We start from the raw sequence: 25,204 nt of genomic DNA on the forward strand, positions 1-25,204 counted from the left end.
TCATTGGCCGGCCGTTCGCACATGCCGCCCCCCCATTTCCACGTAATGCGCGCACCTCGCTCGAACTTTGACCGTCGTCAAAGCCGGGTCGCGGCAGCATGTGCACAATCGTCAATGCTTGCGACCCCAGCGAAGCTTGTGAAGGAGAAATCGATGAAGGCTCTCGTCTATGAAGGTCCGGGACGCAAGTCGCTCATGGAGCGGCCGATACCGACGATCGCCGCTGCAACCGACGCCATCGTGAAGATCACGAGGACGACGATCTGCGGGACGGATCTGCATATTCTCAAAGGCGACGTGCCGAGCTGCACGGCCGGCCGCATTCTCGGTCATGAAGGTGTGGGCATCGTGGAAGCAACAGGGACTGCTGTAAGCCAGTTCAAGAAGGGCGACCACGTCCTGATTTCCTGCATCTCGTCTTGCGGCAAATGCGACTATTGCCGTCGCGGAATGTACTCCCACTGCACCGCTGGCGGATGGATTCTCGGTAACACGATCGACGGCACCCAGGCCGAATACGTCCGCATTCCGCATGCCGACACCAGCCTCTACCCGATCCCGCGAGGCGCTGACGAAGAGGCCCTCGTCATGCTCAGCGATATTCTTCCAACCGGCTTCGAGTGTGGCGTGCTGAATGGCAAGGTGCAGCCGGGCGGGACGGTCGCCATAGTCGGCTGCGGGCCGATCGGCCTGGCGGCGTTGCTGACGGCGCAACTCTACTCGCCGGCCGAAGTCATCATGATCGACCTCGACGAGAACCGCCTCGCAGTTGCAAGTCGCCTCGGTGCGACACAGACAATACAGGCGAGCGGTGAAGATGCATCGCGACAGGTTATGACGCTGACGGAGGGCAAGGGTGTCGATACGGCGATTGAAGCGGTTGGTATCCCCGCCACGTTCGAGCTTTGCCAGGACATCGTCGCACCCGGGGGTGTAATTGCCAACATCGGGGTTCACGGCGTCAAGGCCGATTTGCACCTGGAAACTCTCTGGTCGCAAAACATCTCCATCACCACCCGGCTTGTCGATGCGGCGACAACGCCGTTACTGCTAAAGACGGTGCAATCTGGAAGAATCGACCCGAAAAACCTGATCACACATCGTTTCAACCTCAGTCAGATTGCCGATGCGTACGAGACCTTTGGCAATGCTTCACGCACGAAAGCTCTCAAGGTGATAGTCGAGACCGATTTCGCTCAACCTCTTCAGACGGGCAGCGCGACTGAGTTAGAAACCAAAGGCTCATGCCCGGCCGACGTCTGGAGCTGCAATCTTTTGACGCGCGGCGGTCTTGTCCTTCATGTTCGTCCGGTGCGTCCTGAAGACGATGCGCGCCTGGCAGAATTCTTCGCTCATCTGACGCCTCAAGACCTGCGCTTCCGCTTTCTTGGCGGGGTGAGGGAGGTCAGCCACGAGCGTCTCTTGTCCATGACGCAGGTCGATCACAGTTCGACCGAGAACTTCCTTGCCTTTAGCGATGATAGCGAGGCGATCATCGCCAGCGCCATGGTCGCTTGCGACACGACCACCCAAAGAGCAGAAGTCGCGATCTCCGTTCGCACCGAACACAAACACATGGGCGTCGCCTGGGAAATGCTGCGCCATGCCGCCCGGTTTGCAGAGGCCTCCGGCGCCAAATCCCTCGAATCGCTCGAAAGCCGCGCAAACCATGAAGCAATCGAACTGGAACGGGAACAGGGTTTCGTTGCAGTTCCCTATACGGATGATCCGACCCTCGTCCTCATTCGCAAGGAACTGCGACAAGGCTAGCGCACAGCAGGCAGTCGGCGGCGGCCATCGACATCGCGGATCGCAATGAGCCGATAAAGAAGGAGGTCACGGACACAGCGACCGCGAGGGATCGGCTAGGATAAGCCACTGGACAGACGTTTGACATCCTGCTGCGATCGCCGATGACTAAAACGTTGCCTGGTCCGATCGGCGACCTCGTTTGATAAGGGCGGCTTTGCCCACTTCGATCCGTGAGCTGCGCTCCGATGCATCTTGAAACAATCCAAGTTTTGGCTGGCTTTAGGATATCCAGAACCGAGAACAATGGCTGCGGGCCATCATAGTCTGCCTCTCGATTGTTGGGCCTCGAGCGCCAACGCCAGGATATGACGCACGACGTCGATGACGGCGTCCGGCGTTTCGGGGCGGCGGCCGGGCTCGAATGCCAGGCCGATCACCGCGCGCGCTCCGGACGTTCCGTTTGAGACTCCTGTTCCGAGTACACTTCGGCAAGCTGGTGAGTTCCCGTCGCCGCGGAAGACTGCGCCGCATCGAGCTCCGCCTCCGTTAGTGTAATGTCACCGGTAATCTCGGAGCACGCCACCTTCTCCCCGGTCACGAGCATGGCGACCGCCGGAACTTCAATGAGAGGCGCAAGCACCTTCGACGTCCCCCTTCACAGTCATCAATGTGCAAGTTCCCGTCCCCCCAAGCTGAGGATATAGGCCGAGATGTCCTGAACGTCGGTCTGCGAGAGTACTATGTTCGGCATGGTCGGATGGTCCTGGGCCGTGAGCCAAACGTTAAGCGCCGCTGCGGTCATTCCCGGTGTCGCAGCAACCGTCTCGAAGCTCGGTGCTTCAGCAATGGGCGATTGCGATTGATCTGCGAGGACGGCGTGACAGGCAGCACAAACCTCAAGCGCGAGCTGGCGCCCCTGCTTCATGTCCTGGGCGTGGACCGTCGGAACCGTTGCAATGATGCCGGCAATCATTAAGACGATCGTTATCCGCATTGCGATCTCCTGAGCCAGATGAAGCGTAGCACGATGCTTTGTAAGGCTGAGATCACGTCGATGGGACGGTTTATGCAATCGCATGCTATCTGCCCGTCAAGAGGCCATAGTACCTGTTGGGAGCCTGCTGCACGATCAGGGGGAATAATAAATGGCATGCTCCTGAGCGCACCTTGTGGTTTGGCCTTGTCATCCTTGCACTGGTAAATCCTACAGAGACGGGCGATGCACACCTTTCCGGACGATTTTGTCTCAATCCTCGTGCTATTTCCTATATATCAGGACGGGGATGGTCGAATGCGTAAGAACTTTGGCGGCGACGCTGCCGATGATCAACGCGCCGACACCGCTGCGGCCGTGCGAAGCCATGATGATCAGATCGGCGCCGATATCCTGCGCTTTTCTGATGATCTCGAGGTAAACTTCATGAGCGCTGGTTTGATCGGTCACACAGCGAACCCCGGCCGCCTCGGCCCTGGTCCGAGCGGTGCGAAGCGTCTCGGCAGCGTGCACTTCGGAAAGCGCCTCATATTGCGCCCGGGTGTTGCTGAGTTGCTCCGCATCCAGAGAAACGAGGTGAAAGGGCTCCGTCACGATAAGGATGGTGATCTTCGCACCCACTTCCTTTGCGAACGTGATGGCGGCATCCACGGCCAGCGTCGCGAGCGGTGAGCCGTCGGTGGGTACGAGGATGTTGCGGAACATGGGAGCCTCCCGATTGCAACCGGAATCAAGGTAGCCGTGTCGCCCTGCGCCCGCATTGACCCAGATCAATGAATTTAGCCTTAGCTTATTTACTCAGTGGGCAAGAGAGGATTTGGCCGATCTCTCGTCCGTCGCCGAAGGGTGGTACGTCGAATACAAGCAAGAAGTACCCAACGCCAGCTCCATTGCGAAATCAATCACGGCTCTAGCGAACACCTACGGCGGATGGCTCTTTTACGGTGTAGCCGAAAAATCTAAGGACGACGCTGTCGCCGGCGCCTTCCCCGGAGTTTCCAGAGAAGATGCTGACGGTGTGCTACAACGGATTCGTCAGGCTGTTGCCAATCACTCTCAGCCATCCCCCTATTTTAGAGCTCGGGCGTTGTTTGGTCCGGCCGAGCGTCTAGGTCTTGCAGAGTCGTGTGGGCGACGGATCAGAGCCTCGAGCTGAAAACGATAGGTTCGTTCTTGATCAGCTATGGGGTCGCTCTTCGAAGGTAACGCAAAGGTACGCGGACTGGGTCGAGGGCGATCTCAAAACCTCCGAAGCGGAAAAAGACGCTGCTTTCGTTAGGCTCTTCCTCATTGCAGATTTTTGGGGCGACCATGGGCCGAGGAAGGCCATATCACTCCGACGAGTACGTGAAATTGTGGCGGATGCCAGTGGCGACTATTCCATCCCCTTTGACAACGTATATCAAACCTCTGGCGGCTTTGTCTGCCGTCAGACGGCAGGTAACAATCCTGAGCTAATGGGCCTCACATGGAAGCTCGGCAGTAATTTTCACAGCGAAATTATCGTGCCGCTTGCAAAATTCCGGCAGAATAGTCTGAGCGACCTTGCTCCGTGGTTAGACGGCTATGAACACACCCACCGTTTTCTGCGACTTTGCCATAAGCAACGATATTTCAGCCCGACAATCATCGACCTCAATATCCTGCTGCACGTCTTGCTTGGAATCGCGCGCATTCAAGTTGCTTTAGCCAAAGAGTTTTCTTGGAACGGTCCTGTCTATCTCAAGATGGAAATCTCAGGCATTTGGCGCACAATTCCATTTTTCGACACTTCAAAAGTTCTCGATGAATACGAAAAGCATGGCATGGCACTCGGCTTGGGCGAAAAAGTCGCCATTCATTCAGGTCGAGAGCAAAGTAGCTTCATCGAGATTACGCGCCCTGACGACAACGATGACGAAGGACAGCGCGTACTCGTAGCGCTTAGGCTATTCATTCCAATAGCAATCGCGCTAGGGATTCCCGTTCCCGAGGATGAGCATTCCGACTGGGGTGATTACATCGGCGATTTCCTAAGGGCTGGACTTCGGGCGCTTGAGGTCCAGAAGAATCGTTCTCGTCTGAAGGCATAGCGGTTGTCGTCTTAGTTGCGCTACGATTGGGAAGCGGTAGGACCGTGCTTACCTGAAATCCCGCGTCTTCACCTTGATCTGATCGAGATGCAGATAGGGATCGACGATGTCGCGCGGCCGCGGTCCCTTCGGCAGCCCGCGCGGATCGGGCGCCGGAGCCCCATGATGAAATTCATCCCCCCGCCCATGCGGAAGCGGAAAGCTGGCTTCCCGCTCGCCGACGCTGGCAAGTTCGCCTGACAAATCGGTCAGCCGATGGGCGACCAGATGCACGACCTCGCCTTCTCGCTGAATACGACCATAGACGCCGAGCATGCCGGCCCCGAGGACCACGCGGCGATAGCTTTCGAAGGTCTTAGCCCAGACAACCAGATTGGCAATGCCCGTCTCGTCCTCGATCGTGATGAACATCACGCCTTTGGCGGAGCCCGGCCGCTGGCGGACAAGCACCAGGCCGGCCGCCTCAAGCCACCTGCCGTCACGCGTCTGCATCGCCTCCCGGCAGGTGACGATGCGGCGCTTCGTCAGATCCGCACGCAGGAACGAGAGCGGATGGTCGCGCAGCGTCAGCCCGACATGCCCATAGTCCTCCACCACTTCGCCGCCCGCAGTCATCGGCCTTAGCGCCACTGATGGCTCATCGAGTTCGGGGACGGTCCGACTTTCACGGGCAGATGCCGCGGCAAAGAGCGGCAGCGGCTCGTCGCGCAATGCCTTGATCGCCCAAAGTGCCTCGCGCCGGGCAAGCCTCAGTGAAGGCTGGAAGGCATCGGCCTCGGCAAGCTGGACGAGCGAGGCTGCCGGAACCTCTGCCCGACGCCAGAGATCGTCGACGGTCTCGAAAGGCCTTTCGTCGCGCGAGGCAACGATTGCCGCGGCGTCAGCGTTCGCCAGCGCCTTGACCATGCGAAGACCAAGGCGAACGGCAAAGCGGCTTTCATCCCCCGTTGCCTCGAGCGTGCAATCCCAGCGGCTGGCGTTCACACAAACTGGCCGAACCTCGACCCGATGATCGCGCGCATCCCGCACGATCTGGGCCGGGGCGTAAAAACCCATCGGCTGCGCGTTCAGAAGCGCCGCGCAGAAGACGTCCGGGTGCCAGCATTTGAGCCACGAGGAGGCGTAGGCGATCAGCGCGAAGGACGCCGCATGGCTTTCAGGAAAGCCGTAGCTGCCGAAGCCTTCGAGCTGCTTGAAGGTCTTAATCGCAAAGTCCGGCTCGTAGCCGTTTGCGACCATGCCCCGGACAAGCTTCTCACCGAACTTCGAAACACCGCCGGTATGCTTGAAGGTCGCCATGGCGCGGCGCAATTGATCGGCTTCGCCCGGCGTGAAGCCGGCGCACTCGATGGCGACGCGCATCGCCTGTTCCTGGAAGAGCGGTACGCCAAGCGTCTTCCCAAGCACCTGCTCCAGTTCCGGCTTCGGGTAAATCACCGCCTCCTTGCCCTCGCGCCGGCGAAGATAGGGATGCACCATGTCGCCCTGGATCGGGCCGGGGCGCACGATCGCCACCTCGATGACGAGGTCATAGAAGGTGCGCGGCTTGATCCTCGGCAGCATCGACATCTGCGCGCGGCTCTCAATCTGGAAGGTGCCGAGCGTGTCGGCCCGCCGGATCATGGCGTAAGTGCGGGGATCTTCGGCCGGGATGCTCGCGAGATCGAGATTGATGCCCTTGTGTTCGGCGAGCAGGTCAAAGCCGCGCTTCATGCACGAGAGCATGCCGAGCGCCAGGCAATCGACCTTCATGAATTTCAGGATATCGATATCATCCTTGTCCCATTCGATCACTTGGCGGTCGGCCATGGCCGCCGGCTCGATCGGGACAAGCTCGTCGAGGCGATCGTTCGTCAGGACGAAGCCGCCCGGATGCTGCGACAGGTGACGCGGCGCGCCCATCAGCTGCCGGGCCAGATCGAGCGTGAGGCGGAGGCGCCGATCGGAAAGGTTGAGATTGAGCTCCTCGGCATGTTTTTCGCCGATGTCCTCGCCCCAGCCCCAGACCTGCGACGACAGCATCTTCGTCATGTCCTCGGGCAGCCCAAGCGCCTTGCCGACATCGCGAATGGCGCCTTTCGAGCGATACCGGATGACGGTCGAGCAGAGCGCTGCATGATCGCGGCCATAGGTGTCGAAGACCCATTGCATGACGATCTCGCGGCGCTCGTGCTCGAAATCGACGTCGATATCCGGCGGCTCGCGCCGCTCCTCGGAGACAAAGCGCTCGAAGAGAAGGTCGTTGATTTCAGGGTCGATCGCGGTGATGCCGAGCACATAACAGACAGACGAATTGGCGGCCGATCCTCTGCCCTGGCATAGAATGTCCCTTGAACGGGCAAAACGCACGATCGAATTCACTGTCAGGAAGTAGGACGCATATTGAAGCTTCTCGATCAGCCGCAGTTCGTGCTCGAGGTTCTTGCGGACTTTTTCCGGCAACCCTTCTGGGTAACGCCAGGCTGCACCTTCCCAGGTCAGTTGCGCCAGTGTCTCTTGGGCTGTCAGTGCAGGATTGGATCGCTCCTCCGGATATTGATAGGCGAGCTCGTCGAGCGAAAACCGGCACCGCTTCAGGATCTCGATGGTGCGGGCAAGCGCTTCAGGGTAGCGCGCAAAGAGCCGCGCCATTTCCTCGGGCGGCTTCAGGTAGCGATCGGCGTGGCGCTCTCGGCGGAAACCGGCCTCGTCGATCGTGATGTTGTGGCGAATGCAGGTGACGACATCCTGCAGGATGCGTCGCTCCGGCACATGAAACAGCACGTCGTTGGTGACGACCGTTGGCACGCCGACTGAAGCTGCCAGGTTGGAGAGCTGATGAAGGCGCAGCTGGTCGTTCGGCCGGCGGCGGAGTGTCAGCGACAGGTAGGCGCGGTCGCCGAATTCTTGCCTCAGACGGCGCAGCTCCCGCGCGCAGTCCTCGTCAGCGGCATCGGGAAGGAGAACCGCGATCAGTCCCTCGCCATAGGCAACGAGATCGGACCAGGCAAGCCGGCATTTCGCCTTGCCGCCGCGCTTCTTGCCGAGCGACAGCAGCCGGCAAAGCCGCGCATAGGCCGGCCGGTCGGTCGGAAAGACGAGGACCGATAGATCGCCTTCAAGATCGAGGCGGCAGCCGACGACCAGCCGCACGCCGACATCCTTGGCCGCCTGGTGCGCTCGCACGATGCCGGCGAGGCTGTTGCGATCGGCAATGGCCAGCGCCTCGAGCCTAAGTTCGGCGGCACGTTGGAATAGCTCTTCGCAGGAGGATGCGCCGCGCAGGAAGGAGAAATGCGAGGTCACCTGCAGCTCGGCATAAAGCGGCGTCGTCATCCGAAAATCCCGTGCAGGAACCATTGGTGGCTGCCGGTCTCGCTGTGTTCGCCGTCGCCGGCGCGATAAATCCAGTAGCGCTCGCCGGCCTCATCCTCGACCTGGAAATAGTCGCGTATGGCGACGAGCTCGGCATCGCGCTTCCACCATTCGCCGAAGACGCGTTCGGGGCCGTCGGCACGTTTCACCCGTCGGCGCACACCACGCCATGTGAAACTGACCGGCGGATGATCGGGCAGAAGCGCCATCGTCTCGATCGCTTCAGGATGGGGAAGCAAGCGCACCGGTCTTGGCCAATGGCCGGGCCAGGCGAGACCTTCGTCCGGCGCCATCGGCGCGATGCGGTTGATGGAGCGTTCGGGCACGTCGCTGGCGACCGGTTGAAAACGATAGAGCCGGCGTGCGCCGATGCGGTTTCCCAGGATGTCGATCAGGCCGGAAACATCGGCCTCCGGTTCCTCGACCAGCGAGGAAACGACCTGTCTTGCCACCAGCGGCTCGGCGTGGGTTGCCGTCAGCGACATGATTTCGATCCCGAAGCCCGGATCGATCGTTTCGATCCTATCAGTGATGAGCCGGATCAGGCGCTTGGCGTCGCGAACGGGCGTCGCGGTGCCTGCGCGGATCGCCTGGTAGGTGTTATCAACGCGATGGAAGAGAAGGTCGACGCGCCGCGCGCCGAGGCCTCTTTCTTCCAGTACCAGACAGAGCGCGCCCACAAGCTTCGCGGCATAGCGCGCAATCGTCTCGGCGGCCGCAATCGGTTCACCGAAGGAACGGCGAACTTCGATAAGTTCAGGCGTGCGGACCGGATCGATCGGCTCGGCAACCTCTCCCATGGCCTGGTCGATGCGACGGCCAAGTTCGGGTCCAAATCGAAGGGCAAGCGGCGCCCGCGGCACGCCGGCCACCTCACCGATCGTGTTGAAGCCCAGCACGCGAAGGCCATGGAGGATTGCAGGATCGAGGCGAAGCGCTGCGACGGGCAGGTCACGGATGGTTTCCTGCTGCGCCCTCGGAGCGACGACCAGCGTCGGATGAGCGAGAAACCGGGCGCCGGCATGGGCCGCCCCCCAAGTATCGGCAATCGCAGCCCGCGCCTCGATGCCGGATCCGAAGAACCGGTTGACCATGCCTGACAGCATAAGGTCCTCGCCGCCATGCAGGTGATCGGCACCGGTCGTATCGATCACCAGGCCATCGGGCGGATCGGCAGCAACGATCGGTGCATAGCGCTGCAGCGCCCAGAGCGCCAGGCGTTCGAGCGCTTCTTGATCGGCGGCCGGATCGGCGTCCATGACGACAAGACCTGCGACGAGCGCCTGGGCTTTCGTGGCGGCCATGCGGGGTCTCAGGCCTGCGGCAATCGCCGCGGCATTTACCGAGAGCACCACACGCCTTCGCTGTTCGCGACCGACGAGGACGAGAGGCGTTTCAGCCGGCGGCGCTGCGTCGCCGAGCTTGCGCCTCAGGCGATCCGTGGGCCAGCTCGGAAGGAAGAGCGATACGACCCTTGGCATCTGGGGCCTCCACTTCGAAATCTGCACTTTCGCCGGCACGGCAGCGGATGAGTTCGACGAGCCAGCGCGCGCGGCCGACGCCTGGAACCGGCAAGGGGACAGACGGCATGACGGACACGCGCCAACGCGTGACCGATGCCGTCGGCTGCCCGAAATCCGAGGCTTCGGCCTGTCGTCGCCAGCGGCGGATCGCAATGCCCAACGTGCCGGAACTCTCGGCTGCAAGCTGCAAGCGGCGCGAGGCGGTCATCGAAAGGCGCGCGAGCTCGCCGACGACGGCACCGAGGCCGCCGTGGCGAAGCCCCTCTTCCATGCAGGAAAGAAGCGCCTTTTCGTCGCCGGCCTCCACATAGATGACGCGGCTCGGCGAAAGACCGACTTGAGCCAGCGCCGGCGCGAAGAGATCGGGCCGCGTCACACACCAGAGCACCTTGCCTTTCGAGCGGGCGGCAATGCCCGCGCAAAAGAGAGCCGCCGCCGCGCCGTCGATCGCACCGTTGCCGCCGCCGGCGACCTCATGCAACGAGCCGAGTACAAGCCCCCCACCCGGCAATCGCCGATCAATCTCGGTGACACCAAACGGCAGCACCTGTCGTCCACGGCCGCTTGCGCCTTCAAGGCGCTGGATGCGCTCGCGAAGTTCTGAGACGACGGTATTGTCGACTGGACGGGGCATTTTGGAAGGAACAACTCCTTAGGGCTATGCATTAGCGCTTCCTGTTGATATGTTCTCTATTTGTTCATATTTGAGTTGCGAGTCAACGAAGTTCAGAAAAGAGACTGTTGATTGCGATCGAGACGCCAGCACGGACACGCTGCTTGGTGCAATGAACAGATCGAATGCCGGGGAACGGGGACAGAAGCGAGCAGTCGTTGATATGAAGCTAGGTGAGAAAGGGAGACTGAACTTTGTGCAATCTCTACAACATCACGACGACACGTGATGCCGTGATCGCATTCACCAAGGCATTCCGCGACAAGGCAGGCTGGAACCAGCCATCCTATGACGTCTATCCCGGCTATCAGGCGCCCGTAGTCCGCGTCGGCGAAGACGGAGAGCGAGAGATCGCGCGTGTCACCTGGGGCATGCCCTCGCCGCCCGCTTTCGTGAAGAACTACGATCCCGGCGTCACCAACATCCGAAACGTCGCCTCTCCGCACTGGAGACGCTGGCTCGGGGCGACCAGTCGCTGCGTCGTCCCCTTCAACTCCTTCGCCGAGCCGGATCCGGCGGCCAAGGTTCCCGGCGGTAAAATCCCCAATGCCTGGTTTGCCGGAACTAAGGAGCGGCCGCTGATGTTCTTCGCCGGCTTCTGGACGCCATGGAAGGGTGTCAGGCGCGTGCGCGATGGTGAGCGCGAATACGAGCTCTTCGGCTTCCTCACCACATCCCCGAACGAGATCGTCTCGCCAATCCATCAAAAGGCCATGCCGGTGATCCTGACCACACCTGACGAGGTCGATCTGTGGCTCACCGGATCCTGGGACGAGGTGAAGCACCTGCAGCGGCCGCTTCCGGGCAACATGCTTGTTGTCGTCGAGCCTCCTGCCGCCCTGCCCGAAGAAGACCTGCTGCTATGATCAGTCGTTGGGTCGCGTGATCGGTGATGGAACGCTCTGAGCGCACGCGAAAGATCATCCATGTCGACATGGATGCCTTCTACGCCTCGGTGGAGCAGCGGGACAATCCCGTACTTCGCGGGCTTCCGATTGCCGTTGGCTTTGGCGAGGCGCGCGGCGTCGTGGCTGCCGCAAGCTACGAGGCGCGCAAATACGGCGTCCATTCGGCCATGCCGTCGGTCACCGCCAAGCGGAAATGCCCGGAGCTGATTTTTGTGACGCCGCGCTTCGATGCTTACCGCGCAGTCTCACAGCAGATCCACGCGATCTTTGCCGAATACACGCCGCTCATCGAACCGCTCTCGCTCGACGAGGCCTATCTTGATGTCACCGAGAACCTCAAGGGAATGGAACTTGCGACGGAGATCGCCGAGGAGATCCGCGCCAAGATCAAGGCAAGGACAGGCCTGACCGCTTCGGCCGGCGTTTCCTATAACAAGTTCCTCGCCAAGATGGCGTCCGACCAGAGAAAACCGGATGGCCTCTTCGTCATCACGCCAAAGAACGGTCCGGCCTTCGTCGAGGCGCTGCCCGTCAAGAAATTCCATGGCGTCGGTCCGGCAACCGCCGAGCGCATGCACAAGCTCGGGATTGAAACGGGCGCCGATCTGAAGGCTCACGATATCGCCTTCTTGCAGCAACACTTCGGAAAATCGGGACCTTACTTCTACTGGATCGCCCGCGGCGTCGACGAACGTCAAGTGAAGGCCGACCGGGTGCGCAAGTCCATCGGCGCGGAAGACACGTTCTCCATAGACGTCCATGATTTCGAGACCGCCAGGGCTGGCCTCGAACCGCTGATCGAAAAGGTCTGGCGCTACTGCGAAGGGAACGGTATTCGCGCCAAGACCGCGACGCTCAAGGTGAAATGGGCGGATTTCACGCAGATCACTAGGAGCAAGACAACAGCGGCACCGATCGCAAGTGCTACAGAGCTTGCCGCGGTCATGACGATGCTGTTGTCTCCACTCTTCCCTGCCCCAAAAGGCATTCGGTTGCTGGGCGTGACACTGTCGTCACTCGATGAAGCAACGATCGAAAGCAAGCCACAGCTTGCCTTCGCGCTCTAAAACACCTTGCTCGTCCGCCAGGACACCGAACGACCGAATGAGGGTTGGCGATCAACTATGCGCCGGCTACCAATAGTGGGATGGGTCATGCGGCCAGCTTCCCCTCGCCGTGACAGACCGCGTTGCAAATGACGGCACGTCCGTGCAGCCCATTGAGAATGCAGCAGCGCGAGCCGCACCCACCGAGGCTCGCTCCGTTCACTCGAACAAATCATGGAAATCGTGATCACCGAACGGGCGGCCTTCGCGGGGAGCCGGCGACCTTATTCAGTAAACTCTTAATTAACCATAAGCTTGCAAACTGTGTTCAGTCGCCAATCACATTCCAGCGTACAGCGGCAACTCAGAACCGTAACCCCGCCCACGGGTTACGGTTTTGCCCATAAAGCCAGGCACCTCTCAACCACAAGCGCAAGGTTAAGCGATGAGTTATGACTGGAGCGGCGCGCGGCATCGCCGGATGAAGGTTGCACGTCTTGGCGCCGCGCTCACTGTGGCGGCCACCGTCGTTGCCGTTGTAGTCCAGGTCATGGGAAGTGCGCTCTAGAGCGACGCAATTGCCGTGAACGGATGAGTTCGGCTCATCGATACGATGACCAACTCCGCGTCCTTGTTTCCCGAAGAGGAAAGGTTCGAATATGATCGACTGGAATACGGACGGTCACGGCAACATAAGGGCATCAACGGTCGTCGGCTGGAACACTGCAATCGACGAGACGGGCGAGCTTTTCCTGAGGATCGAATTCAGCGCCGATCCGGATCTCGAAAACGTGTCGGCGCTGCAGTTCAGATTGACCGCGCAGCAAGCAATGCAAATTGCGGAAAGGCTGACGAACACTTATCGGCAGTCCTCGACGGCGCGCGAGCGCCCAGACCAATCCTTGCTACTGACGTCGCAGGGGCGCCCCGCGCCATAATGAATGGACAGACCAGGAAGGGGAAAGGACGTGGCCACCCGCAAAGAAATCGCCGATCGTGTGATTGCCAAGTGGCAAGCAAGGGGCATTGCAATTGACCACACCGCCGAGTTCCAGGCTCTGCTCAGACTCTGGATTGCGGGTGACATTTCCATCGATGACATCCGGCGGAGGCACCTGAAAATGCTGCGCGAACGTGCCCGAACGGCAAAGCGCAATTAAACGACGAGACAGGTCTTGTGGCATCGCCGGCTAATGTTGAGCCCAACGACGCATCGCCACGGCAAACCCGCTTCCGGTTTATTTCACTGATAGGACGACCAGGCCTGCAATTGGGTCGGTTACGCCGAGCCCTCCTCCGAGGTCCTCGAGCGTCTCACGAAAGCTGTCAAGCGTGGCGACCATCTGCGGCCGGCTCGCCGCCAATGCTTCCATGCTCCCCATTCCGCGATAATGCAGTATCGTCCCTCGCCAGCCTCGATGATGTTGGCATGACGCAGACCCGACCAGCTTTGAGCTATGTCCCGGTGAGCGCCGAGAAAAGCCTCAGCCATCCCCGGCTTGACCTTGAAGAGTGCGGACGCCGCCTCGTTGGCGACGACACAGCCGTCAGGTTTGCCTCTTGGCCAAATCCAATCAGCTGCCGGACACCATAAGCGGTATCGGCAATGCCGTCTCGGCCTCGTCGAGGATTTCGAAAGTGAATTTGCCAGATGCATCGACCTCAACCGAGTAGCTGAGGCGATCCTGCACGCGGTTGTTCTCGTCGAAGGTCAGTACCTTCGGCTTCAAGGAAGTAAGCCGGCTTTCGTCGAGGTAAACCGAGTTGCATATAATGATCTGGTCGCCCGGCTGGCATGTGCGTGCGGCCGCACCATTGAGGATGCAGCACCTAGAACCGCGTTCACCGAGGATGACGTAGGTGGAGATGCGCGCCCCGGAATTCTTGTTCCAGATCTCGACGAACTCCATCGGCAAGATGCCGGCCTCCTCACAGTGGTCCGGGTCAAGAGTGATCGACCCATGATAGTTGAGGTTCGCCTCGGTGACATAAATGCCATGGAGCTTCCCTGCGACCAGCTTTCTCATGCTTTTTCACACCTCGCGGTTGATCAGGTTTCGTCGCGCCCTGGCGCTGCCGACGAGGCAGAAATCTTCGCGCACGGACAATCGCCAAGCAGAGAGAAGGCCCCGCCGGGGAAGGCGGGGCAAGGTTCGCACCCAGATGACTCTCTGAACGCGGGGAAGAAAAACTCCATCGGCCAAGCCGATGCGCTCAGATACGAACAAAGCCGCCCGCAAGGAAGGTCGCTTTCGACAATTCCGGTACGGCTTTGCTAATATATCAACCGGCTCAAATGACGATCCTAATCGTGTCGGCACCAGCTTTTCCCCTCCCGCGTTGTCGCAATCCGTACGGCGTATGTACTAGCCCGCCCCCCGACACGACTAATTCAGTTTATTTTTCAGCCAGTTAGCTTGCCGAAGGAGGATATTTAGCGCTTCGTGAGATACCTTCGACGGTTCCGCTATCGGTCCGCCAGCAGCCAGGAACGAACCGCATTTTCGCATCGTTTTACGACGCGCCGGATTTTCTCGAACATGAATGGCCGATGCGGCCCGCAGCTATGAGCGAGCAATCATGACGTGTCGAGGTCCCTAGGAGCGTGGGGCTATCCGGCCCGCGCCCCTGTAGCGTAGAGTGTTTGCGCCGTGTCGACACACCGACTTCGGGAACTATTCCGGGATTCCGCGACGCGAGTTTGCATCCGCATCAATGCTAAAGAGTTGATGTTGCGCGCCGCAATTTTCCGAAAATTTGACAGCCAAGAGCGGAAGAACGAGAATTCCGCTCCACATGTCAAAGTTAATTTCCAATGCGCCTCCAACGGCGCATTATGAGACTATCGCTGGACTTTAAGAAGGGCTCCGGCGGCTGGGAGATCATACGCGCTTTCGCCCTAAGGGAGGGATTGCGCTATGCTTTCTCCACGCCAATCTGGATACATTCTTCCTCAAGATTTTACGGTCGTCTCATCGGTCTTTGATAAGGTCGCAATTGCGCGAGCAATAAGCCGCGAGAGCGAGGAGGCTGAACGCTTGGCCCGATATGCGCTGGAACTTTACATGACCGGCACGCGTAATGAGTTGGACCTCGAAGCGCGCTTAAAGGAATTCTGCGACCCGATCGACTATGGGATGGCGGCCGGTGGAGGTGGAACCGTCGGAGATTTGTTGCCGGACTTGTCGGCATGGGCACGAGCACTGACTGCCTCACCAAGCACGGCGACCAAAAGATCAGACGTTTAATCGAGATGGTAAACTTCGACCTTCTCCGCCCGCTCGCCGACCCTCTTAAATGAGGGATGGCGCAGTTTCGCGTCCTGCGTCCACGCCCGATACTCGACCTCGGCGACTAGCAGCGGTTCGGAGAAGATCGCGCCCCTGCGCTTGAGTGCCACCGGTGGCCGCTTAGCCGGGATCGCGTCGAGCAGTTCGCGAAGCTGCACCGACTCGTTGTTGCTCCATCCCGTTCCGCACCCGCCGACGTAGACGAGCTCGTCCCCCTTCCTCGCCGCCAGAAGCAGGCGGCCGATCGCGCCTGGCATCGTCGAAGGCTCATATCCGACGATCACGAACCAATCGCGCCAAGCACATTTAACCTTGAGCCATTCCGGCCGGCGCCCGGATCGATAGGGTGCGTCCCGCCGCTTCGCGATGATCCCCTCAAGGCCGAGTTCGCAAGCTGCGCGGAAGAAATCGGCGCCGTCAGCCTGGACTTCCTCGGAGAAACGTATCGTGCCAGCTCTACCGGCGACGATCGGCTCGAGCAGTTGCCGGCGCTCACCCAAGGGCATCATCCGAAGGTCCTGGCCGTCTAGATAGAGGAGATCGAAGGCAAAGAAGATGATCTCTCCGGCATCGCGCAGGCTCGGCCTTCTCCCGACCGCGCGCTGCAGCAACCCGAAGTCCGAGCGGCCCCGGTCGTCGAGCACAACCGCCTCGCCGTCTATGATCATGGTCGCATGGCCGAGCTCGCGCGCATCGGCGACGACGGAACCGAACTTCTTAGCCCAGTCATATCCGCCGCGAGTGATCGCCCTCACCTCGCCTGGCTCGACATGGATCGCCAGCCGATACCCGTCCCACTTCACCTCAAAGGTCCACTCCGGACCTTTCGGCGGCTGATCGACGAGGGTAGCGACGCATGGCTCGACGCGCCGCGGCATCGGTTCGGGCAGCGGCGTGGAGGTTGGTTTCTTTCTAAGGGTTCTAGCCATTCAACGTTGACGATTTGCTCGTCTCTGGATCATCGCGGCTAACGCAGCGAGCCGACTTTGGGGCAGCTTTATAATGAAAGTATCGATGTCCCGTCCGAAGTTGGACCACGCTCTATCGCCGTCAATCCCCTTGTCGATTACCCCGGCCTCTTCGAGTTCAGAGCGCTCCATGTTGATGCGTGCCAAGGAAATCTGCAGCAGATCCGAGCCAGTGATCATCGCCCCACTCCCTGCTGTGGAAGGTTCATAGTTCCATGAGTAGGTTGCCGCGCTTCGTTGTCCGGTTCCGCGGCCTCTTCCTCCTCTACCAGCTTTTGGTAGCAATCCTCGATATCCTGCGCGATGCCGTCGGCGTCGTAGAGGTAACCATCTGTGCCGCCGTCAGTTTCAATGATCTCGGCCAATGAGTTCATTACCACGCGACCGAGGTATTGTAGGGCGTCGCGATGATGATCGGCGCCTCCGCTCGCGAACGCCTGGCGCGCATCGTCAATCGCCTGACGCATGGCCTGAAATGACCCGTCGATATGGAGCTTCGTGTTCACAGCACCGCCTCCTCAACGCACCGCTTGGCCCTAACGCAATACTCGTGGATAGGTTCACTTTACTATCGACAGACAGTTAAACGCCACAATTGATTCGATTCGATTGGCGTACCAAGCGATCTCATTCGCAATCGGTCAGCGCAGAGGAACATTCCGCATCCGCGGCCGTTGTTTGCATTGCTGATGATCCACTGCCCAACGGATCAAGGCGGGCCTTCATCGAAATTTTTAAGAATGGAGACCCCTTTTGTGTAGCACGGTTGGTATAGCACGCGCGCTCTAGGTCCCGTCGAGAATGACGGGGCCATTTTGCTTGCCGAATGGCGACACTAGCGATCTCGCCTGTTTTCCAAGTGCGCTCGCGGGCGGTGTCGCAGTAAACCCTGGTTCGACGTGGGTGGGGGAACGCTTGTCGGATGCAAGCTTTTTGTAAGGAATGCCGACGTTGATAAACCGGGCATGTGCCGCCTTATGAACAATCGTCGCTGCAATAGGTTCAGTCGGTAAGGACAGGAAAAACCCTGGCTCGAGTTGGCATCTCCTCAGTTCGGGGACGTATTGTCCAACGGCCCCAAACAGATAGCTCACCCAAATTCGGTCGAATGATGCAATTGCGCGTTTGTTTCGGTTAAGATCATGGCTTTGCCAACGCACTTTGTACGCTCACCCTGATTTCCCCCACAGAAAGCCCGGATCCAAAGACCGTCAACACTGATCGGCTTCGAAAAGCCTAAGAAGCGCAAAAGCGACAAGACGATGGACAACTTTGCGTACCTTGCCCGTCAAGCGGGAAGACTCCGTGCTCACGCAGCGGATCGTAGATCAATTAAGTTCCAAGTCCTTTAAACGTGATGGGCACCCCAACGGTGTCGGCAGACACCTGAAGAGTTCGTCCTAGATGTCTCGTCACGACGGAACCGTTTCCAAAGACAGCAGTTTGTAGTCTGCTCCCAGGTTTTCGCATTGCCCTGCGGAGAGAGGAATTGGCCCCCGATAGCTCCAGGGGGCCAATTCTTTCTGTTCTGCGCAGCCCGCACGTGCATGTGGGGCACCTATGAAGGTGCGCCCCGGCCTCTTTTCTGAAAACCCAGCGCCACCTATTGTGAGTTTCGTGACCATGCCTGTATCAGATCAGGCTTCCCCAGTGCGCAATTTGTAGGATTCGACATGGTGGCGCGGAACAAGCCCCCTGGATTGCGGTTTCGACAACGAGCCCAAGCTATCCACTTCCCCTGCGAGGGCTCATTGGACACTGAACCTCTTGGCCCCGTTGGTTGCACTTTTGGGGCCATCATCTGAGATCGTTGCATGCAGTTTACTACTCAACCAGTAAAGGCGGAGGATCTTGGGTCTGACAACGGATTAGGACCTTTGCGGGATCGTGAATGAGTTGATCGCGGCTGGGTGCGATATCACGGCCATTGGACATGAGATGTACGTGATCGGCGAGGTGAAGGATTCTGCAACCGAAGAGGTACGTCGGATAACGGAGAAATACCGGGACCGAGATCCTCTTAGGCTGGAGATCGTCGCCTACCTCTGGTCGATCGGCCGAGACGACGCGGCACTAGCGCTCACATTGACGCCAATCATCAGCGCTGTATTGCCGGGCGATTTCTTCTCGCCGGAGCCCTCGCACTGGAACGTCTGCGCCCTATATTAGATAACGCGCATATCGCTCCCCGCCCTCCGGGGATTGAAAGCGCGCCCGTGCTTCATGATTATGAAGCCAACTGGCCTCGTCGCGCCCGAACGACGAGGCCTTTTTGTTTACCCAGATCGCAACTGATCACGGACACGATCCGTCTGATAGCCCAGAAGCTCACGCCGGGGGCCATCGCCGCGACAGCGTCGAGTTCGGCGACGACCCAAGGCTTCCCCCCCCACCACGCCATCGGGCCATTTCTCTTAGTCGGATCCCTAAACCGATGAGTCCCAATTAGAACCCCTCGCCCGCGACGCCGTTTCTTGTTTTCAAATCCGAGCTTACCTACGGCGCGCCTGAGAGGGTGAGCCTCCGCTGGGACACCGAGCGGAGGCTCATGCGCGCATAATTATATATGTTATATCAAGCATCTACACGCCAATATAAACCGCGAACGCAGGTGGATAGCGTCGAAATCGGTAGCGGTTTGTGTAAATGCAGGCGCAGTTTGCCAATCTGAGAAATGCAAGGCAATTCACCCAAACGGGCGTCCTGCGTACTACATTCGAGTTATATTCCAACGTGGAGGGTCCGGACAGTTCTTCCGCAAGCGCTAAGCCATCTATTGCTGCACACCGAGTAGTGGTGGCTCGGTCATGCACTCAATGTGATCGGACACGGCTGACAATCAAGCGGTCCAGAGCCCCTATCCTATCTGTTACGTACCGGGTCTGGATTGGCAATCCCCTCCGGACCCGTCGATGACCTCGAAACTTATGGCCCCGTCAGGCGCCCTTCGAGGCAATCCTTTGGCACCGAACTTGTCGGTCTGATTGGTGCAGTTGCCGGGGGCGTCGGTGGCCTGGTCGGCCTGCCTCCACGGCGCGCATCGAGGCCGCCGCTTCAGCGACCTGCCTAAAAACCGGGATAAGTGTGTATATGCTCGCTATCAACGATTGCATTTGCAGGCATCGGGCCCGAACAATGCTTGCAAGTTTGAGCAACAGTCCACAACAGGCGAGCGCGCCATTTGACGCTCTTTTCCTCACGCTTTGGGCGAGCGGATCTTTGAACCACGACCGTTCTCTTCCAGGCACTGGAGGATCTCCCGCACAAGCCGGATATCGTAACTGAGATTGTTGAGCGTGTTTTCTCAACTGCCCGTCCTGGTTCGCCGCCAGTCGCTCCTGCCATGCCCACACGACCAGACCGACTGGTGCTCGAACGCTGGTTATCTCATCGTTGCCGGTGCTCACTCTTTGCGAACTCGTGCCGGCCGCTCCACCGCTCGGAGACACTGACGGCTGCCCCTTGCCTACGGTCGTGATTTGTGGCGCCATCAAAATCTAGGCGGCAACAATTCGGGGGAATCCAATGATAGACACGCAGTCCAGTATTTTGGACCAGGACCTATCCGATTTGATCAGGGGCCAAATTGAGCAGCGCCACACAAACGAATTTCGGGCAATACTCTCAACCGGCAATGAGATTACGATGCACGGACCCTTTACTATTGGGCGCGACTTCATCATCTACAAAACTGCGAAGGATAACAGCGGCAAGTGGGCAATGACGCCCTTTGCTCATATCGTGCAGTTGGTAATTTGACGAAGACTTCGGCGCTTATCTAATTGCGACCACACGGCGAGAAGTGTGCTATTCTTCTGGGGTTGCCATGCGGCGACCGGACACAAGCGGACCCCTCCCTAACCGCACGGACCGCGAGGCTCAAGCTTGCGCGTCTCTTTGCCAGAAATGACGAGCTGACAATGGCGACGAATGCATCAGCATTCACAGCGCTCCAACTAGGAGGAAAGCACCATGTCAAGTCGTCTCGTTTTCTCGCTACTCATCGCTTCCGTGGGCCTCCTTATGGTTTGGGCCTTCAGACCCGCGCCGACGATCTTCACTGGTTATGAAACACCGCCTAGCGCAGCCAAAACCGACCGCATAGACGCCGTACCTCGTTGAGGCAAATCGAACGGCCAATAGACCGCGAAAGAAGGCGGCCACCCTCCCGCATAGGCGGCGGTCATTGCAAGGTCGCGCATTCCAGGGGCACAACTTGCATTTGTTGCGCCGTTGAGTGAACGTTATGCTTGGGGAAATTTCGAGGGGCAATTGTGAAACCAACGCTGACTGCTACATTGCTAATAGCCGGGGTGCTCTCGTTTTGTAGCGAGAACGCGATCGCCGCGAAGAACGGCATTTTCGTCTACGGTTGCACGTCCGACGGGAAACCGGCGCGTATGCGCGTGGTTGCCCCACTTAAGTACAAGGGCGCCGTAGAGGCAGGATTTCGCAATATGATACGGCAAAAAACGTCAGATTGGTTTCTTGCGCAGAAGAAGACCGTTGATCTGACAGAATTCGAGCAAGCCCTCGAAGTCATGATGCAATCAAGCGGCGGCAAGCTCCCAACGCAAAGCCCTTCCGCCGTTGCGAGATCTGTTGAGATTGGCAAGCGCGCAGCCTCACTGAAACTCTATTGCGGCGGTTAACATAGTGCTGGAAGCGACCACCGGCGTTCTTCGCGTGCTCGCCCGCCTACTTCTGCCCACATTCGAAGCCTGAAGTTGGTTGTGGACAAAGCCGGCGTCGCCTTCCTCGGCTCATCTGCATTCTCCTTGCCCTGGTATTAAGGATCCTAATGTTCGACCCGGGGTCGAGACGGCACAACCAGATCTGCCGGCGATGGTCCTCGCCAATTAGGGCCCTCCGCTTGGTCTGCGACGGAACAACGGGGCGTCCGGGGTGTTGCTGTAGATCGCAACGAACCGGGAGCGCCTCATGAAGATAGTCGTCATCGCAATTGTCGCCTCGATCATGAGCATACTTGTTTTCAAGTATGTCGACGGGACGTTCGGGACTTCCGAGGTGGTCGCGACTGCGGAGCAACTATCTGAAGACTAACAGGCGCCGTCCTCCCTAAAACATCGGCTGTCTTGCCTTTGTCGGCGAGTGCCTGCGCGAACTTCTCATGGCGGGCGTTTTTTAGGACTGGCATCGATCCCACCTCGGAGAGTGGGGATGGCATTCAAGATGACCGAATTCGCTTGCTATTCCCTCGCCGTTGGCGGCTAGCTCTTTCGTCAACAGGAGACGCGCAAATGGCCAAAGGTCAGGTACGAAGCAATAAGGAAGCCAGAAAGCCCAAGAAGGACAAGGACAAGGCTGCCGCGAAACCCGCTGCGCCGACGTTAGGATCTCAGGTGAAGGACACCAATAAGAAGTAACGCCGACGGTCGCGCGGGCTGCATTAATGTGGACATCAATGACGCCGCGATTCCAGGATCCGTGCTCAAATCGGGCCGTAGGCGATGATCCAACCTCCTGGCGAACTCGTTGACTTCAGCGGCGCCGAAACTTTGTGTGGCAGGATCACAACCCGTTTTCCAAATGGCCTCCCGGCGAGGACTGGCGCCGAATGGACCTCTGCTTGTGTCCGGTTGACCTAAAGCAGAGCTTGGAGAAAGCGGGGCTGAGCTACAAGCGAGGCGCCGATCCCATGGAATGGTTCATCATTCGGTAAACTGAAGGCCGCTGCGATTTCCCCCGTATCCCGATTTGGCTACCCGCGTCATCCACCTCTCCGGCTGTAGGCAAAGGAATTGGAAGTGTTGGCCTATGTTGATCAGATCATCATGCTTTGCGCCGGCCTCTGGATGACGGCAGCAGGGTTTGGCTACGTTCAGACCAACACTCAGGTACCATGGCTCGCTCAACTCACGAGGCACTTTCGATGGATGGGGCCGCTGCTGATCGCTATCGCGATTGTTCTCTTGCTTGCCGCCCCTACCGCATAAACCGCGGTCCTTGGGTCGTCGCGCTTGTCTGCCTCCTTATGCCCACATTCGAGGGCTGAAGTGGGGCATGGATAAAGCCGGCGTCGCCTTCCTGGTGCTCATCTGCATTCTCGTTGCCCTGGTATTGAGCATCCTAATGTTCGAACCGGGGGTCGAGACGGCACCACCGGAGCCGCCGGCGATGGTCCCCACCAATTAGGGACCCCCCGATTGCTCTGCGACGGAATAATGGGGCGTCCGGGGTGTTGCTGTAGATCGTGACGAACCGGAAGTGCCTCATGAAGATAGTCGTCATCGCAATCGTCGCCTGGATCATGAGCATACTTTTTTCAAGTATGTCGACGGGACGTTCGGCACTCCGAGGTCGTCGCGACTGCGGAGCAACTAGCTGAAGACTAACAGGCGCCGCGCCACGTTGCCCAATCGGTTACCAGCGGCGGCCGGATTTCTGAAATATTAGCAGTGATAGACGCAGGCGTGAGGCGGTGAAGTCCTCGCTAAGATCCAGCGAGTGTTCCCTCTGATCGAGCCGCATATGCGTCATCTGCTGTCTTGCCTTTGGCGAGTGCCTGCGCGAACCTCTCGTATCGCGCGCTTTTCAGGACTGGTATTGATCCAACCTTGGAGAGTGGGAATGCATTCAAGATGACCGAATTCGGTTGCTATCTCCCGCCGTTAGCGGCTAGCTTTTTTCGTCAACAGGAGACGCGCCAATGGCCAAGGGTCAAGTACGAAGCAACAAGGAAGCCAGAAAGCCCAAAAAGGACAAGGACAAGGCTGCCGCGAAACCCGCTGCGCCGACGTTCGGATCTCAGGTGAAGGACACCAATAAGAAGTAACGCCAACGCCGACATTCGAGCGGGCTGCGTTAGCGGACACTGCGCCTTACGCACTGGTTCGTCGTCAAGGCCAAAAAAGTAGAACTGACGCGGCGATAAAGACGAGCGACAGTAACGCGAATCCAATTCGGTTTTCGCCGCTAGCCAGCCTCCATCGATTTGTTGCCGGATCCCTCAGCTGCCACCACCGCGTCGGCCTGTTGGTAGCTCGGTGGTTGATATCTTTCACGTAGAACATTTGCTTGGTTCGGCCACTAATACGCACCAGAACGATCCGGGAACAACTTATGTGGCAAAGCGGAACAACTAACCCCCACTAGATTATGGGATTTCAGTTTGTCGCGGAACATTCCTGCGGCTTCCACGGTTGTGAACAGTCACAACCCGGGAGGAACCCTATGGCAGACGACAAGAAGAACGTTGGTCGCGATCGCGGACGAGTTGCCGCCGGACAGGCTTACGAACTCAATTACTTCAAGCGGAAGCACGGCCTCACCGATGACCAGGCCCGCAAGATCATCAAAGAAGCAGGCAACTCGCGAGAGAAGGCGAACGCATTAGCCGAGAAACGAAATAAGGGCTAAAGTCGGCGTCGCGAACACAAAAACGGGAGCGACGTATGGCTACCACACGAGCCGGTATCTCCGCCCGCGTTAAGATGATTTTCATCGAAATACTCGGCGTCAAAGCCGCGGACCTTGCCGACACCGCTGCAATCGTGGACGATCTTGGAACTGACCCGCTGAAAATATCCCAGTTATCGATGTTGATCGAAGAGGAGTTTGGGATTTTCATCGCCGAGGAGTCGATGGAGCAACTCGTGACAGTTGGGGATGTTATCGATTTCGTTTGGGGATCCAAACGCTTGTATGGCCAATAAAAAAGCCGAGTAAAAAACCGACATTATACATTCGCCTCGACGGCCACTGCCAACTATAAATTTACTTATAGTTGGCACTTCCACCTGACATTGGGGCGGCAGGGACGAAACACGGTCCGCGTTCTTGGGTGACCTACGAGGCGAATTCGAGAGCCGCGAGAACGTCTTCGAACTGTCGCAATGTCCTCCTCTCGCCGGGGGTCCGTTAAGAGATAGAGGACAGCCTTCGCGAGCAATATGAAGTGCGACGGGCCGAGCATGACCTTTGACAGAATCCGCAGTTCGAGGCTCCGAAGCCGGACATAGTCGGTGGGCGTCAGCTAGGCGAGCGTGCGCAGCTGGTGGACGCGGACGGCGATGACGTGATCGGTTGGTGTCTGGGCCGAGCCGATGCTTATGCAGCAGAGGCTTGCGCCTCCGGTAGGACCTGCTTTGCGGCGCCAGGAGCCTATACCTGATTGATTGCCCAAAGATGCTTTGCGCCGAGACGCCACCGGCGCTCCTTGCAGCCGTTGGCGAACTCGTCGTGCGATTGGCATTCGGCGACGACGACGAAGCCCTGGGCGGCGAACTCGCCTCTTCTCCTGCGTGATGCGCAGGTCCTTAAGCCCGTAGCGGGACCTGCGCGGGCCACCGAGCGCAGCGTTTTGGCGGCCAGCCTTGATCATCTCCGAGGCGCATCCGCTCTTCGCGGAGGCTTCGGCATTCGAGGGCGGCCATAGCCGCCATTTCTGATGAGATCGGCAGGAAGGACCTGTTCTGCAGTTTGTATTCGCCACGCTTCAGGCCGACGAACACGGTGCGCCGACCGTGGATCAGCATGCCCGTGAGAGCGATCCGATATTCCTCGGTCGGATCTTGGGACTGGATCGATGCGGGGATCATCATGCCGGCGTCCATCAGTGAGGCGATGCATTTGCCGACCTCGTCGACGCCAAATGCCGTCGA

At 58.9% G+C, this 25,204-nt stretch carries 29 protein-coding genes and 1 pseudogene; 20 read left to right on the plus strand and 10 right to left on the minus strand.

The window, feature by feature from the left end; genetic code table 11:
- Nucleotides 1–153 precede the first annotated feature (153 nt).
- Both AC3WVQ_RS34130 and AC3WVQ_RS34135 read left to right on the plus strand, forming a co-directional pair.
- Nucleotides 154–1,185: pseudogene (locus tag AC3WVQ_RS34130) on the plus strand (zinc-dependent alcohol dehydrogenase family protein); the annotation flags it as partial.
- 243 nt (nucleotides 1,186–1,428) lie between these two features.
- On the plus strand, nucleotides 1,429–1,770 hold the full coding sequence (locus AC3WVQ_RS34135; RefSeq protein ID WP_281436412.1) for a GNAT family N-acetyltransferase: 342 nt from the start codon (nucleotides 1,429–1,431) through the stop codon (nucleotides 1,768–1,770).
- 646 nt (nucleotides 1,771–2,416) lie between these two features.
- Here the strand turns inward: AC3WVQ_RS34135 and AC3WVQ_RS34140 are convergent.
- Nucleotides 2,417–2,746 carry a c-type cytochrome gene (locus AC3WVQ_RS34140; protein WP_192445713.1) on the minus strand — a complete coding sequence of 110 codons (330 nt, stop codon included), beginning with the start codon at nucleotides 2,744–2,746 and terminating at the stop codon, nucleotides 2,417–2,419.
- 264 nt (nucleotides 2,747–3,010) lie between these two features.
- Nucleotides 3,011–3,451 carry a universal stress protein gene (locus AC3WVQ_RS34145; RefSeq protein WP_192445714.1) on the minus strand — a complete coding sequence of 147 codons (441 nt, stop codon included), beginning with the start codon at nucleotides 3,449–3,451 and terminating at the stop codon, nucleotides 3,011–3,013.
- Nucleotides 3,452–3,563: 112 nt separating this feature from the next.
- Here AC3WVQ_RS34145 and AC3WVQ_RS34150 point away from each other — a divergent pair, with 112 nt between their 5' ends.
- The gene (locus AC3WVQ_RS34150; protein ID WP_492383577.1) at nucleotides 3,564–3,902 is read left to right on the plus strand and encodes an AlbA family DNA-binding domain-containing protein; all 339 of its coding nucleotides are present in this window, start codon (nucleotides 3,564–3,566) and stop codon (nucleotides 3,900–3,902) included.
- A complete protein-coding gene (locus AC3WVQ_RS34155) occupies nucleotides 3,874–4,818 on the plus strand; it encodes a hypothetical protein (RefSeq protein WP_192445716.1) in 945 nt (314 codons plus the stop codon). The genes AC3WVQ_RS34150 and AC3WVQ_RS34155 overlap by 29 nt, the downstream gene beginning before the upstream one ends.
- A gap of 48 nt (nucleotides 4,819–4,866) precedes the next feature.
- On the opposite strand, the gene AC3WVQ_RS34160 is transcribed toward AC3WVQ_RS34155, so the two are convergent.
- The 3 genes from AC3WVQ_RS34160 to AC3WVQ_RS34170 are packed head-to-tail and all read right to left on the minus strand — an operon-like array spanning nucleotide 4,867 to nucleotide 10,329.
- A complete protein-coding gene (locus tag AC3WVQ_RS34160) occupies nucleotides 4,867–8,133 on the minus strand; it encodes an error-prone DNA polymerase (protein WP_192445717.1) in 3,267 nt (1,088 codons plus the stop codon).
- Complete coding sequence (locus AC3WVQ_RS34165; RefSeq protein ID WP_192445718.1) at nucleotides 8,130–9,653, minus strand: Y-family DNA polymerase; 1,524 nt, start codon at nucleotides 9,651–9,653, stop codon at nucleotides 8,130–8,132. Before AC3WVQ_RS34165 ends, AC3WVQ_RS34160 begins: the two co-directional genes overlap by 4 nt.
- Nucleotides 9,568–10,329, minus strand: a complete 762-nt coding sequence (locus AC3WVQ_RS34170) for an ImuA family protein (protein WP_060581441.1) — start codon at nucleotides 10,327–10,329, stop codon at nucleotides 9,568–9,570. Before AC3WVQ_RS34170 ends, AC3WVQ_RS34165 begins: the two co-directional genes overlap by 86 nt.
- Nucleotides 10,330–10,562: 233 nt before the next feature.
- On the opposite strand from AC3WVQ_RS34170, the gene AC3WVQ_RS34175 reads away from it, so the two are divergent.
- The 5 genes from AC3WVQ_RS34175 to AC3WVQ_RS34195 all read left to right on the plus strand — a co-directional run bounded on the left by AC3WVQ_RS34175 (nucleotide 10,563) and on the right by AC3WVQ_RS34195 (nucleotide 13,482).
- Complete coding sequence (locus tag AC3WVQ_RS34175; protein WP_060520190.1) at nucleotides 10,563–11,234, plus strand: SOS response-associated peptidase; 672 nt, start codon at nucleotides 10,563–10,565, stop codon at nucleotides 11,232–11,234.
- A 26-nt stretch (nucleotides 11,235–11,260) separates the two neighbouring features.
- On the plus strand, nucleotides 11,261–12,343 hold the full coding sequence (gene dinB / locus AC3WVQ_RS34180; RefSeq protein WP_192359094.1) for a DNA polymerase IV: 1,083 nt from the start codon (nucleotides 11,261–11,263) through the stop codon (nucleotides 12,341–12,343).
- Between the two features lie 424 nt (nucleotides 12,344–12,767).
- On the plus strand, nucleotides 12,768–12,890 hold the full coding sequence (locus AC3WVQ_RS34185) for a hypothetical protein (protein WP_256385321.1): 123 nt from the start codon (nucleotides 12,768–12,770) through the stop codon (nucleotides 12,888–12,890).
- 91 nt (nucleotides 12,891–12,981) lie between these two features.
- Nucleotides 12,982–13,260: a hypothetical protein gene (locus AC3WVQ_RS34190; RefSeq protein ID WP_192445719.1), complete on the plus strand. Its 279-nt coding sequence runs from the start codon at nucleotides 12,982–12,984 to the stop codon at nucleotides 13,258–13,260.
- A 30-nt stretch (nucleotides 13,261–13,290) separates the two neighbouring features.
- A complete protein-coding gene (locus AC3WVQ_RS34195; protein WP_034800379.1) occupies nucleotides 13,291–13,482 on the plus strand; it encodes a hypothetical protein in 192 nt (63 codons plus the stop codon).
- A 414-nt stretch (nucleotides 13,483–13,896) separates the two neighbouring features.
- Here AC3WVQ_RS34195 and panD read toward each other — a convergent pair whose 3' ends face one another.
- Nucleotides 13,897–14,349: an aspartate 1-decarboxylase gene (gene panD / locus AC3WVQ_RS34200; RefSeq protein ID WP_060606845.1), complete on the minus strand. Its 453-nt coding sequence runs from the start codon at nucleotides 14,347–14,349 to the stop codon at nucleotides 13,897–13,899.
- An 891-nt stretch (nucleotides 14,350–15,240) separates the two neighbouring features.
- Here panD and AC3WVQ_RS34205 point away from each other — a divergent pair.
- On the plus strand, nucleotides 15,241–15,570 hold the full coding sequence (locus AC3WVQ_RS34205) for a hypothetical protein (RefSeq protein WP_034800375.1): 330 nt from the start codon (nucleotides 15,241–15,243) through the stop codon (nucleotides 15,568–15,570).
- On the opposite strand, the gene ligD is transcribed toward AC3WVQ_RS34205, so the two are convergent.
- From ligD to AC3WVQ_RS34220, 3 genes are read right to left on the minus strand one after another with little or no spacing between them, the layout of a single operon-like run.
- The gene (gene ligD / locus AC3WVQ_RS34210; RefSeq protein WP_192445720.1) at nucleotides 15,567–16,541 is read right to left on the minus strand and encodes a non-homologous end-joining DNA ligase; all 975 of its coding nucleotides are present in this window, start codon (nucleotides 16,539–16,541) and stop codon (nucleotides 15,567–15,569) included. The genes AC3WVQ_RS34205 and ligD overlap by 4 nt on opposite strands.
- Nucleotides 16,542–16,760 (minus strand): hypothetical protein, encoded by a 219-nt coding sequence (locus AC3WVQ_RS34215; protein WP_051659543.1) that lies wholly within the window; start codon nucleotides 16,758–16,760, stop codon nucleotides 16,542–16,544.
- Complete coding sequence (locus AC3WVQ_RS34220) at nucleotides 16,757–17,086, minus strand: hypothetical protein (protein ID WP_113553319.1); 330 nt, start codon at nucleotides 17,084–17,086, stop codon at nucleotides 16,757–16,759. The genes AC3WVQ_RS34215 and AC3WVQ_RS34220 overlap by 4 nt, the downstream gene beginning before the upstream one ends.
- 1,381 nt (nucleotides 17,087–18,467) lie before the next feature.
- Between AC3WVQ_RS34220 and AC3WVQ_RS34225 the strand changes: the two genes are divergently transcribed.
- From AC3WVQ_RS34225 to AC3WVQ_RS34270, 10 genes are all read left to right on the plus strand, one after another.
- Nucleotides 18,468–18,749 carry a Y4lK-related protein gene (locus tag AC3WVQ_RS34225; protein ID WP_112977347.1) on the plus strand — a complete coding sequence of 94 codons (282 nt, stop codon included), beginning with the start codon at nucleotides 18,468–18,470 and terminating at the stop codon, nucleotides 18,747–18,749.
- A 1,356-nt stretch (nucleotides 18,750–20,105) separates the two neighbouring features.
- Nucleotides 20,106–20,339, plus strand: a complete 234-nt coding sequence (locus AC3WVQ_RS34230) for a hypothetical protein (RefSeq protein WP_034800367.1) — start codon at nucleotides 20,106–20,108, stop codon at nucleotides 20,337–20,339.
- A gap of 515 nt (nucleotides 20,340–20,854) precedes the next feature.
- On the plus strand, nucleotides 20,855–21,232 hold the full coding sequence (locus AC3WVQ_RS34235) for a hypothetical protein (RefSeq protein ID WP_060634941.1): 378 nt from the start codon (nucleotides 20,855–20,857) through the stop codon (nucleotides 21,230–21,232).
- 289 nt (nucleotides 21,233–21,521) lie between these two features.
- Nucleotides 21,522–21,644 (plus strand): hypothetical protein, encoded by a 123-nt coding sequence (locus tag AC3WVQ_RS34240; RefSeq protein ID WP_256386710.1) that lies wholly within the window; start codon nucleotides 21,522–21,524, stop codon nucleotides 21,642–21,644.
- Nucleotides 21,645–21,841: 197 nt separating this feature from the next.
- Nucleotides 21,842–21,967: a hypothetical protein gene (locus tag AC3WVQ_RS34245; RefSeq protein WP_256386711.1), complete on the plus strand. Its 126-nt coding sequence runs from the start codon at nucleotides 21,842–21,844 to the stop codon at nucleotides 21,965–21,967.
- A 384-nt stretch (nucleotides 21,968–22,351) separates the two neighbouring features.
- Nucleotides 22,352–22,537 carry a hypothetical protein gene (locus AC3WVQ_RS34250; RefSeq protein WP_090300846.1) on the plus strand — a complete coding sequence of 62 codons (186 nt, stop codon included), beginning with the start codon at nucleotides 22,352–22,354 and terminating at the stop codon, nucleotides 22,535–22,537.
- Between the two features lie 67 nt (nucleotides 22,538–22,604).
- The gene (locus AC3WVQ_RS34255) at nucleotides 22,605–22,736 is read left to right on the plus strand and encodes a hypothetical protein (RefSeq protein ID WP_255381441.1); all 132 of its coding nucleotides are present in this window, start codon (nucleotides 22,605–22,607) and stop codon (nucleotides 22,734–22,736) included.
- A gap of 514 nt (nucleotides 22,737–23,250) precedes the next feature.
- Nucleotides 23,251–23,376, plus strand: coding sequence for a hypothetical protein (locus AC3WVQ_RS34260; protein WP_255381443.1), 126 nt, complete (start codon nucleotides 23,251–23,253; stop codon nucleotides 23,374–23,376).
- A gap of 398 nt (nucleotides 23,377–23,774) precedes the next feature.
- Nucleotides 23,775–23,960 carry a DUF3606 domain-containing protein gene (locus tag AC3WVQ_RS34265; protein ID WP_192358703.1) on the plus strand — a complete coding sequence of 62 codons (186 nt, stop codon included), beginning with the start codon at nucleotides 23,775–23,777 and terminating at the stop codon, nucleotides 23,958–23,960.
- A 35-nt stretch (nucleotides 23,961–23,995) separates the two neighbouring features.
- The gene (locus AC3WVQ_RS34270; protein WP_090300806.1) at nucleotides 23,996–24,256 is read left to right on the plus strand and encodes an acyl carrier protein; all 261 of its coding nucleotides are present in this window, start codon (nucleotides 23,996–23,998) and stop codon (nucleotides 24,254–24,256) included.
- A gap of 603 nt (nucleotides 24,257–24,859) precedes the next feature.
- Here the strand turns inward: AC3WVQ_RS34270 and AC3WVQ_RS34275 are convergent.
- Nucleotides 24,860–25,144: a hypothetical protein gene (locus tag AC3WVQ_RS34275; protein ID WP_192358699.1), complete on the minus strand. Its 285-nt coding sequence runs from the start codon at nucleotides 25,142–25,144 to the stop codon at nucleotides 24,860–24,862.
- Between the last annotated feature and the right edge of the window lie 60 nt (nucleotides 25,145–25,204).

The sequence above is a fragment of the Ensifer sp. EB106-05-01-XG146 genome (assembly GCF_058791875.1).

Coding starts and splice junctions, on each gene's coding strand:
- AC3WVQ_RS34135 (WP_281436412.1), top strand. CDS start 1,429: ATGACGCAGGTCGATCACAGTTCGACCGAGAACTTCCTTGCCTTTAGC.
- AC3WVQ_RS34140 (WP_192445713.1), bottom strand. CDS start 2,746: ATGCGGATAACGATCGTCTTAATGATTGCCGGCATCATTGCAACGGTT.
- AC3WVQ_RS34145 (WP_192445714.1), bottom strand. CDS start 3,451: ATGTTCCGCAACATCCTCGTACCCACCGACGGCTCACCGCTCGCGACG.
- AC3WVQ_RS34160 (WP_192445717.1), bottom strand. CDS start 8,133: ATGACGACGCCGCTTTATGCCGAGCTGCAGGTGACCTCGCATTTCTCC.
- AC3WVQ_RS34165 (WP_192445718.1), bottom strand. CDS start 9,653: ATGCCAAGGGTCGTATCGCTCTTCCTTCCGAGCTGGCCCACGGATCGC.
- AC3WVQ_RS34170 (WP_060581441.1), bottom strand. CDS start 10,329: ATGCCCCGTCCAGTCGACAATACCGTCGTCTCAGAACTTCGCGAGCGC.
- dinB (WP_192359094.1), top strand. CDS start 11,261: ATGGAACGCTCTGAGCGCACGCGAAAGATCATCCATGTCGACATGGAT.
- AC3WVQ_RS34185 (WP_256385321.1), top strand. CDS start 12,768: ATGAGTTATGACTGGAGCGGCGCGCGGCATCGCCGGATGAAGGTTGCA.
- AC3WVQ_RS34190 (WP_192445719.1), top strand. CDS start 12,982: ATGATCGACTGGAATACGGACGGTCACGGCAACATAAGGGCATCAACG.
- panD (WP_060606845.1), bottom strand. CDS start 14,349: ATGAGAAAGCTGGTCGCAGGGAAGCTCCATGGCATTTATGTCACCGAG.
- AC3WVQ_RS34205 (WP_034800375.1), top strand. CDS start 15,241: ATGCTTTCTCCACGCCAATCTGGATACATTCTTCCTCAAGATTTTACG.
- ligD (WP_192445720.1), bottom strand. CDS start 16,541: ATGGCTAGAACCCTTAGAAAGAAACCAACCTCCACGCCGCTGCCCGAA.
- AC3WVQ_RS34215 (WP_051659543.1), bottom strand. CDS start 16,760: ATGATCACTGGCTCGGATCTGCTGCAGATTTCCTTGGCACGCATCAAC.
- AC3WVQ_RS34230 (WP_034800367.1), top strand. CDS start 20,106: ATGATAGACACGCAGTCCAGTATTTTGGACCAGGACCTATCCGATTTG.
- AC3WVQ_RS34240 (WP_256386710.1), top strand. CDS start 21,522: ATGAAGATAGTCGTCATCGCAATTGTCGCCTCGATCATGAGCATACTT.
- AC3WVQ_RS34245 (WP_256386711.1), top strand. CDS start 21,842: ATGGCCAAAGGTCAGGTACGAAGCAATAAGGAAGCCAGAAAGCCCAAG.
- AC3WVQ_RS34255 (WP_255381441.1), top strand. CDS start 22,605: ATGGATAAAGCCGGCGTCGCCTTCCTGGTGCTCATCTGCATTCTCGTT.
- AC3WVQ_RS34260 (WP_255381443.1), top strand. CDS start 23,251: ATGGCCAAGGGTCAAGTACGAAGCAACAAGGAAGCCAGAAAGCCCAAA.
- AC3WVQ_RS34265 (WP_192358703.1), top strand. CDS start 23,775: ATGGCAGACGACAAGAAGAACGTTGGTCGCGATCGCGGACGAGTTGCC.
- AC3WVQ_RS34270 (WP_090300806.1), top strand. CDS start 23,996: ATGGCTACCACACGAGCCGGTATCTCCGCCCGCGTTAAGATGATTTTC.
- AC3WVQ_RS34275 (WP_192358699.1), bottom strand. CDS start 25,144: ATGATGATCCCCGCATCGATCCAGTCCCAAGATCCGACCGAGGAATAT.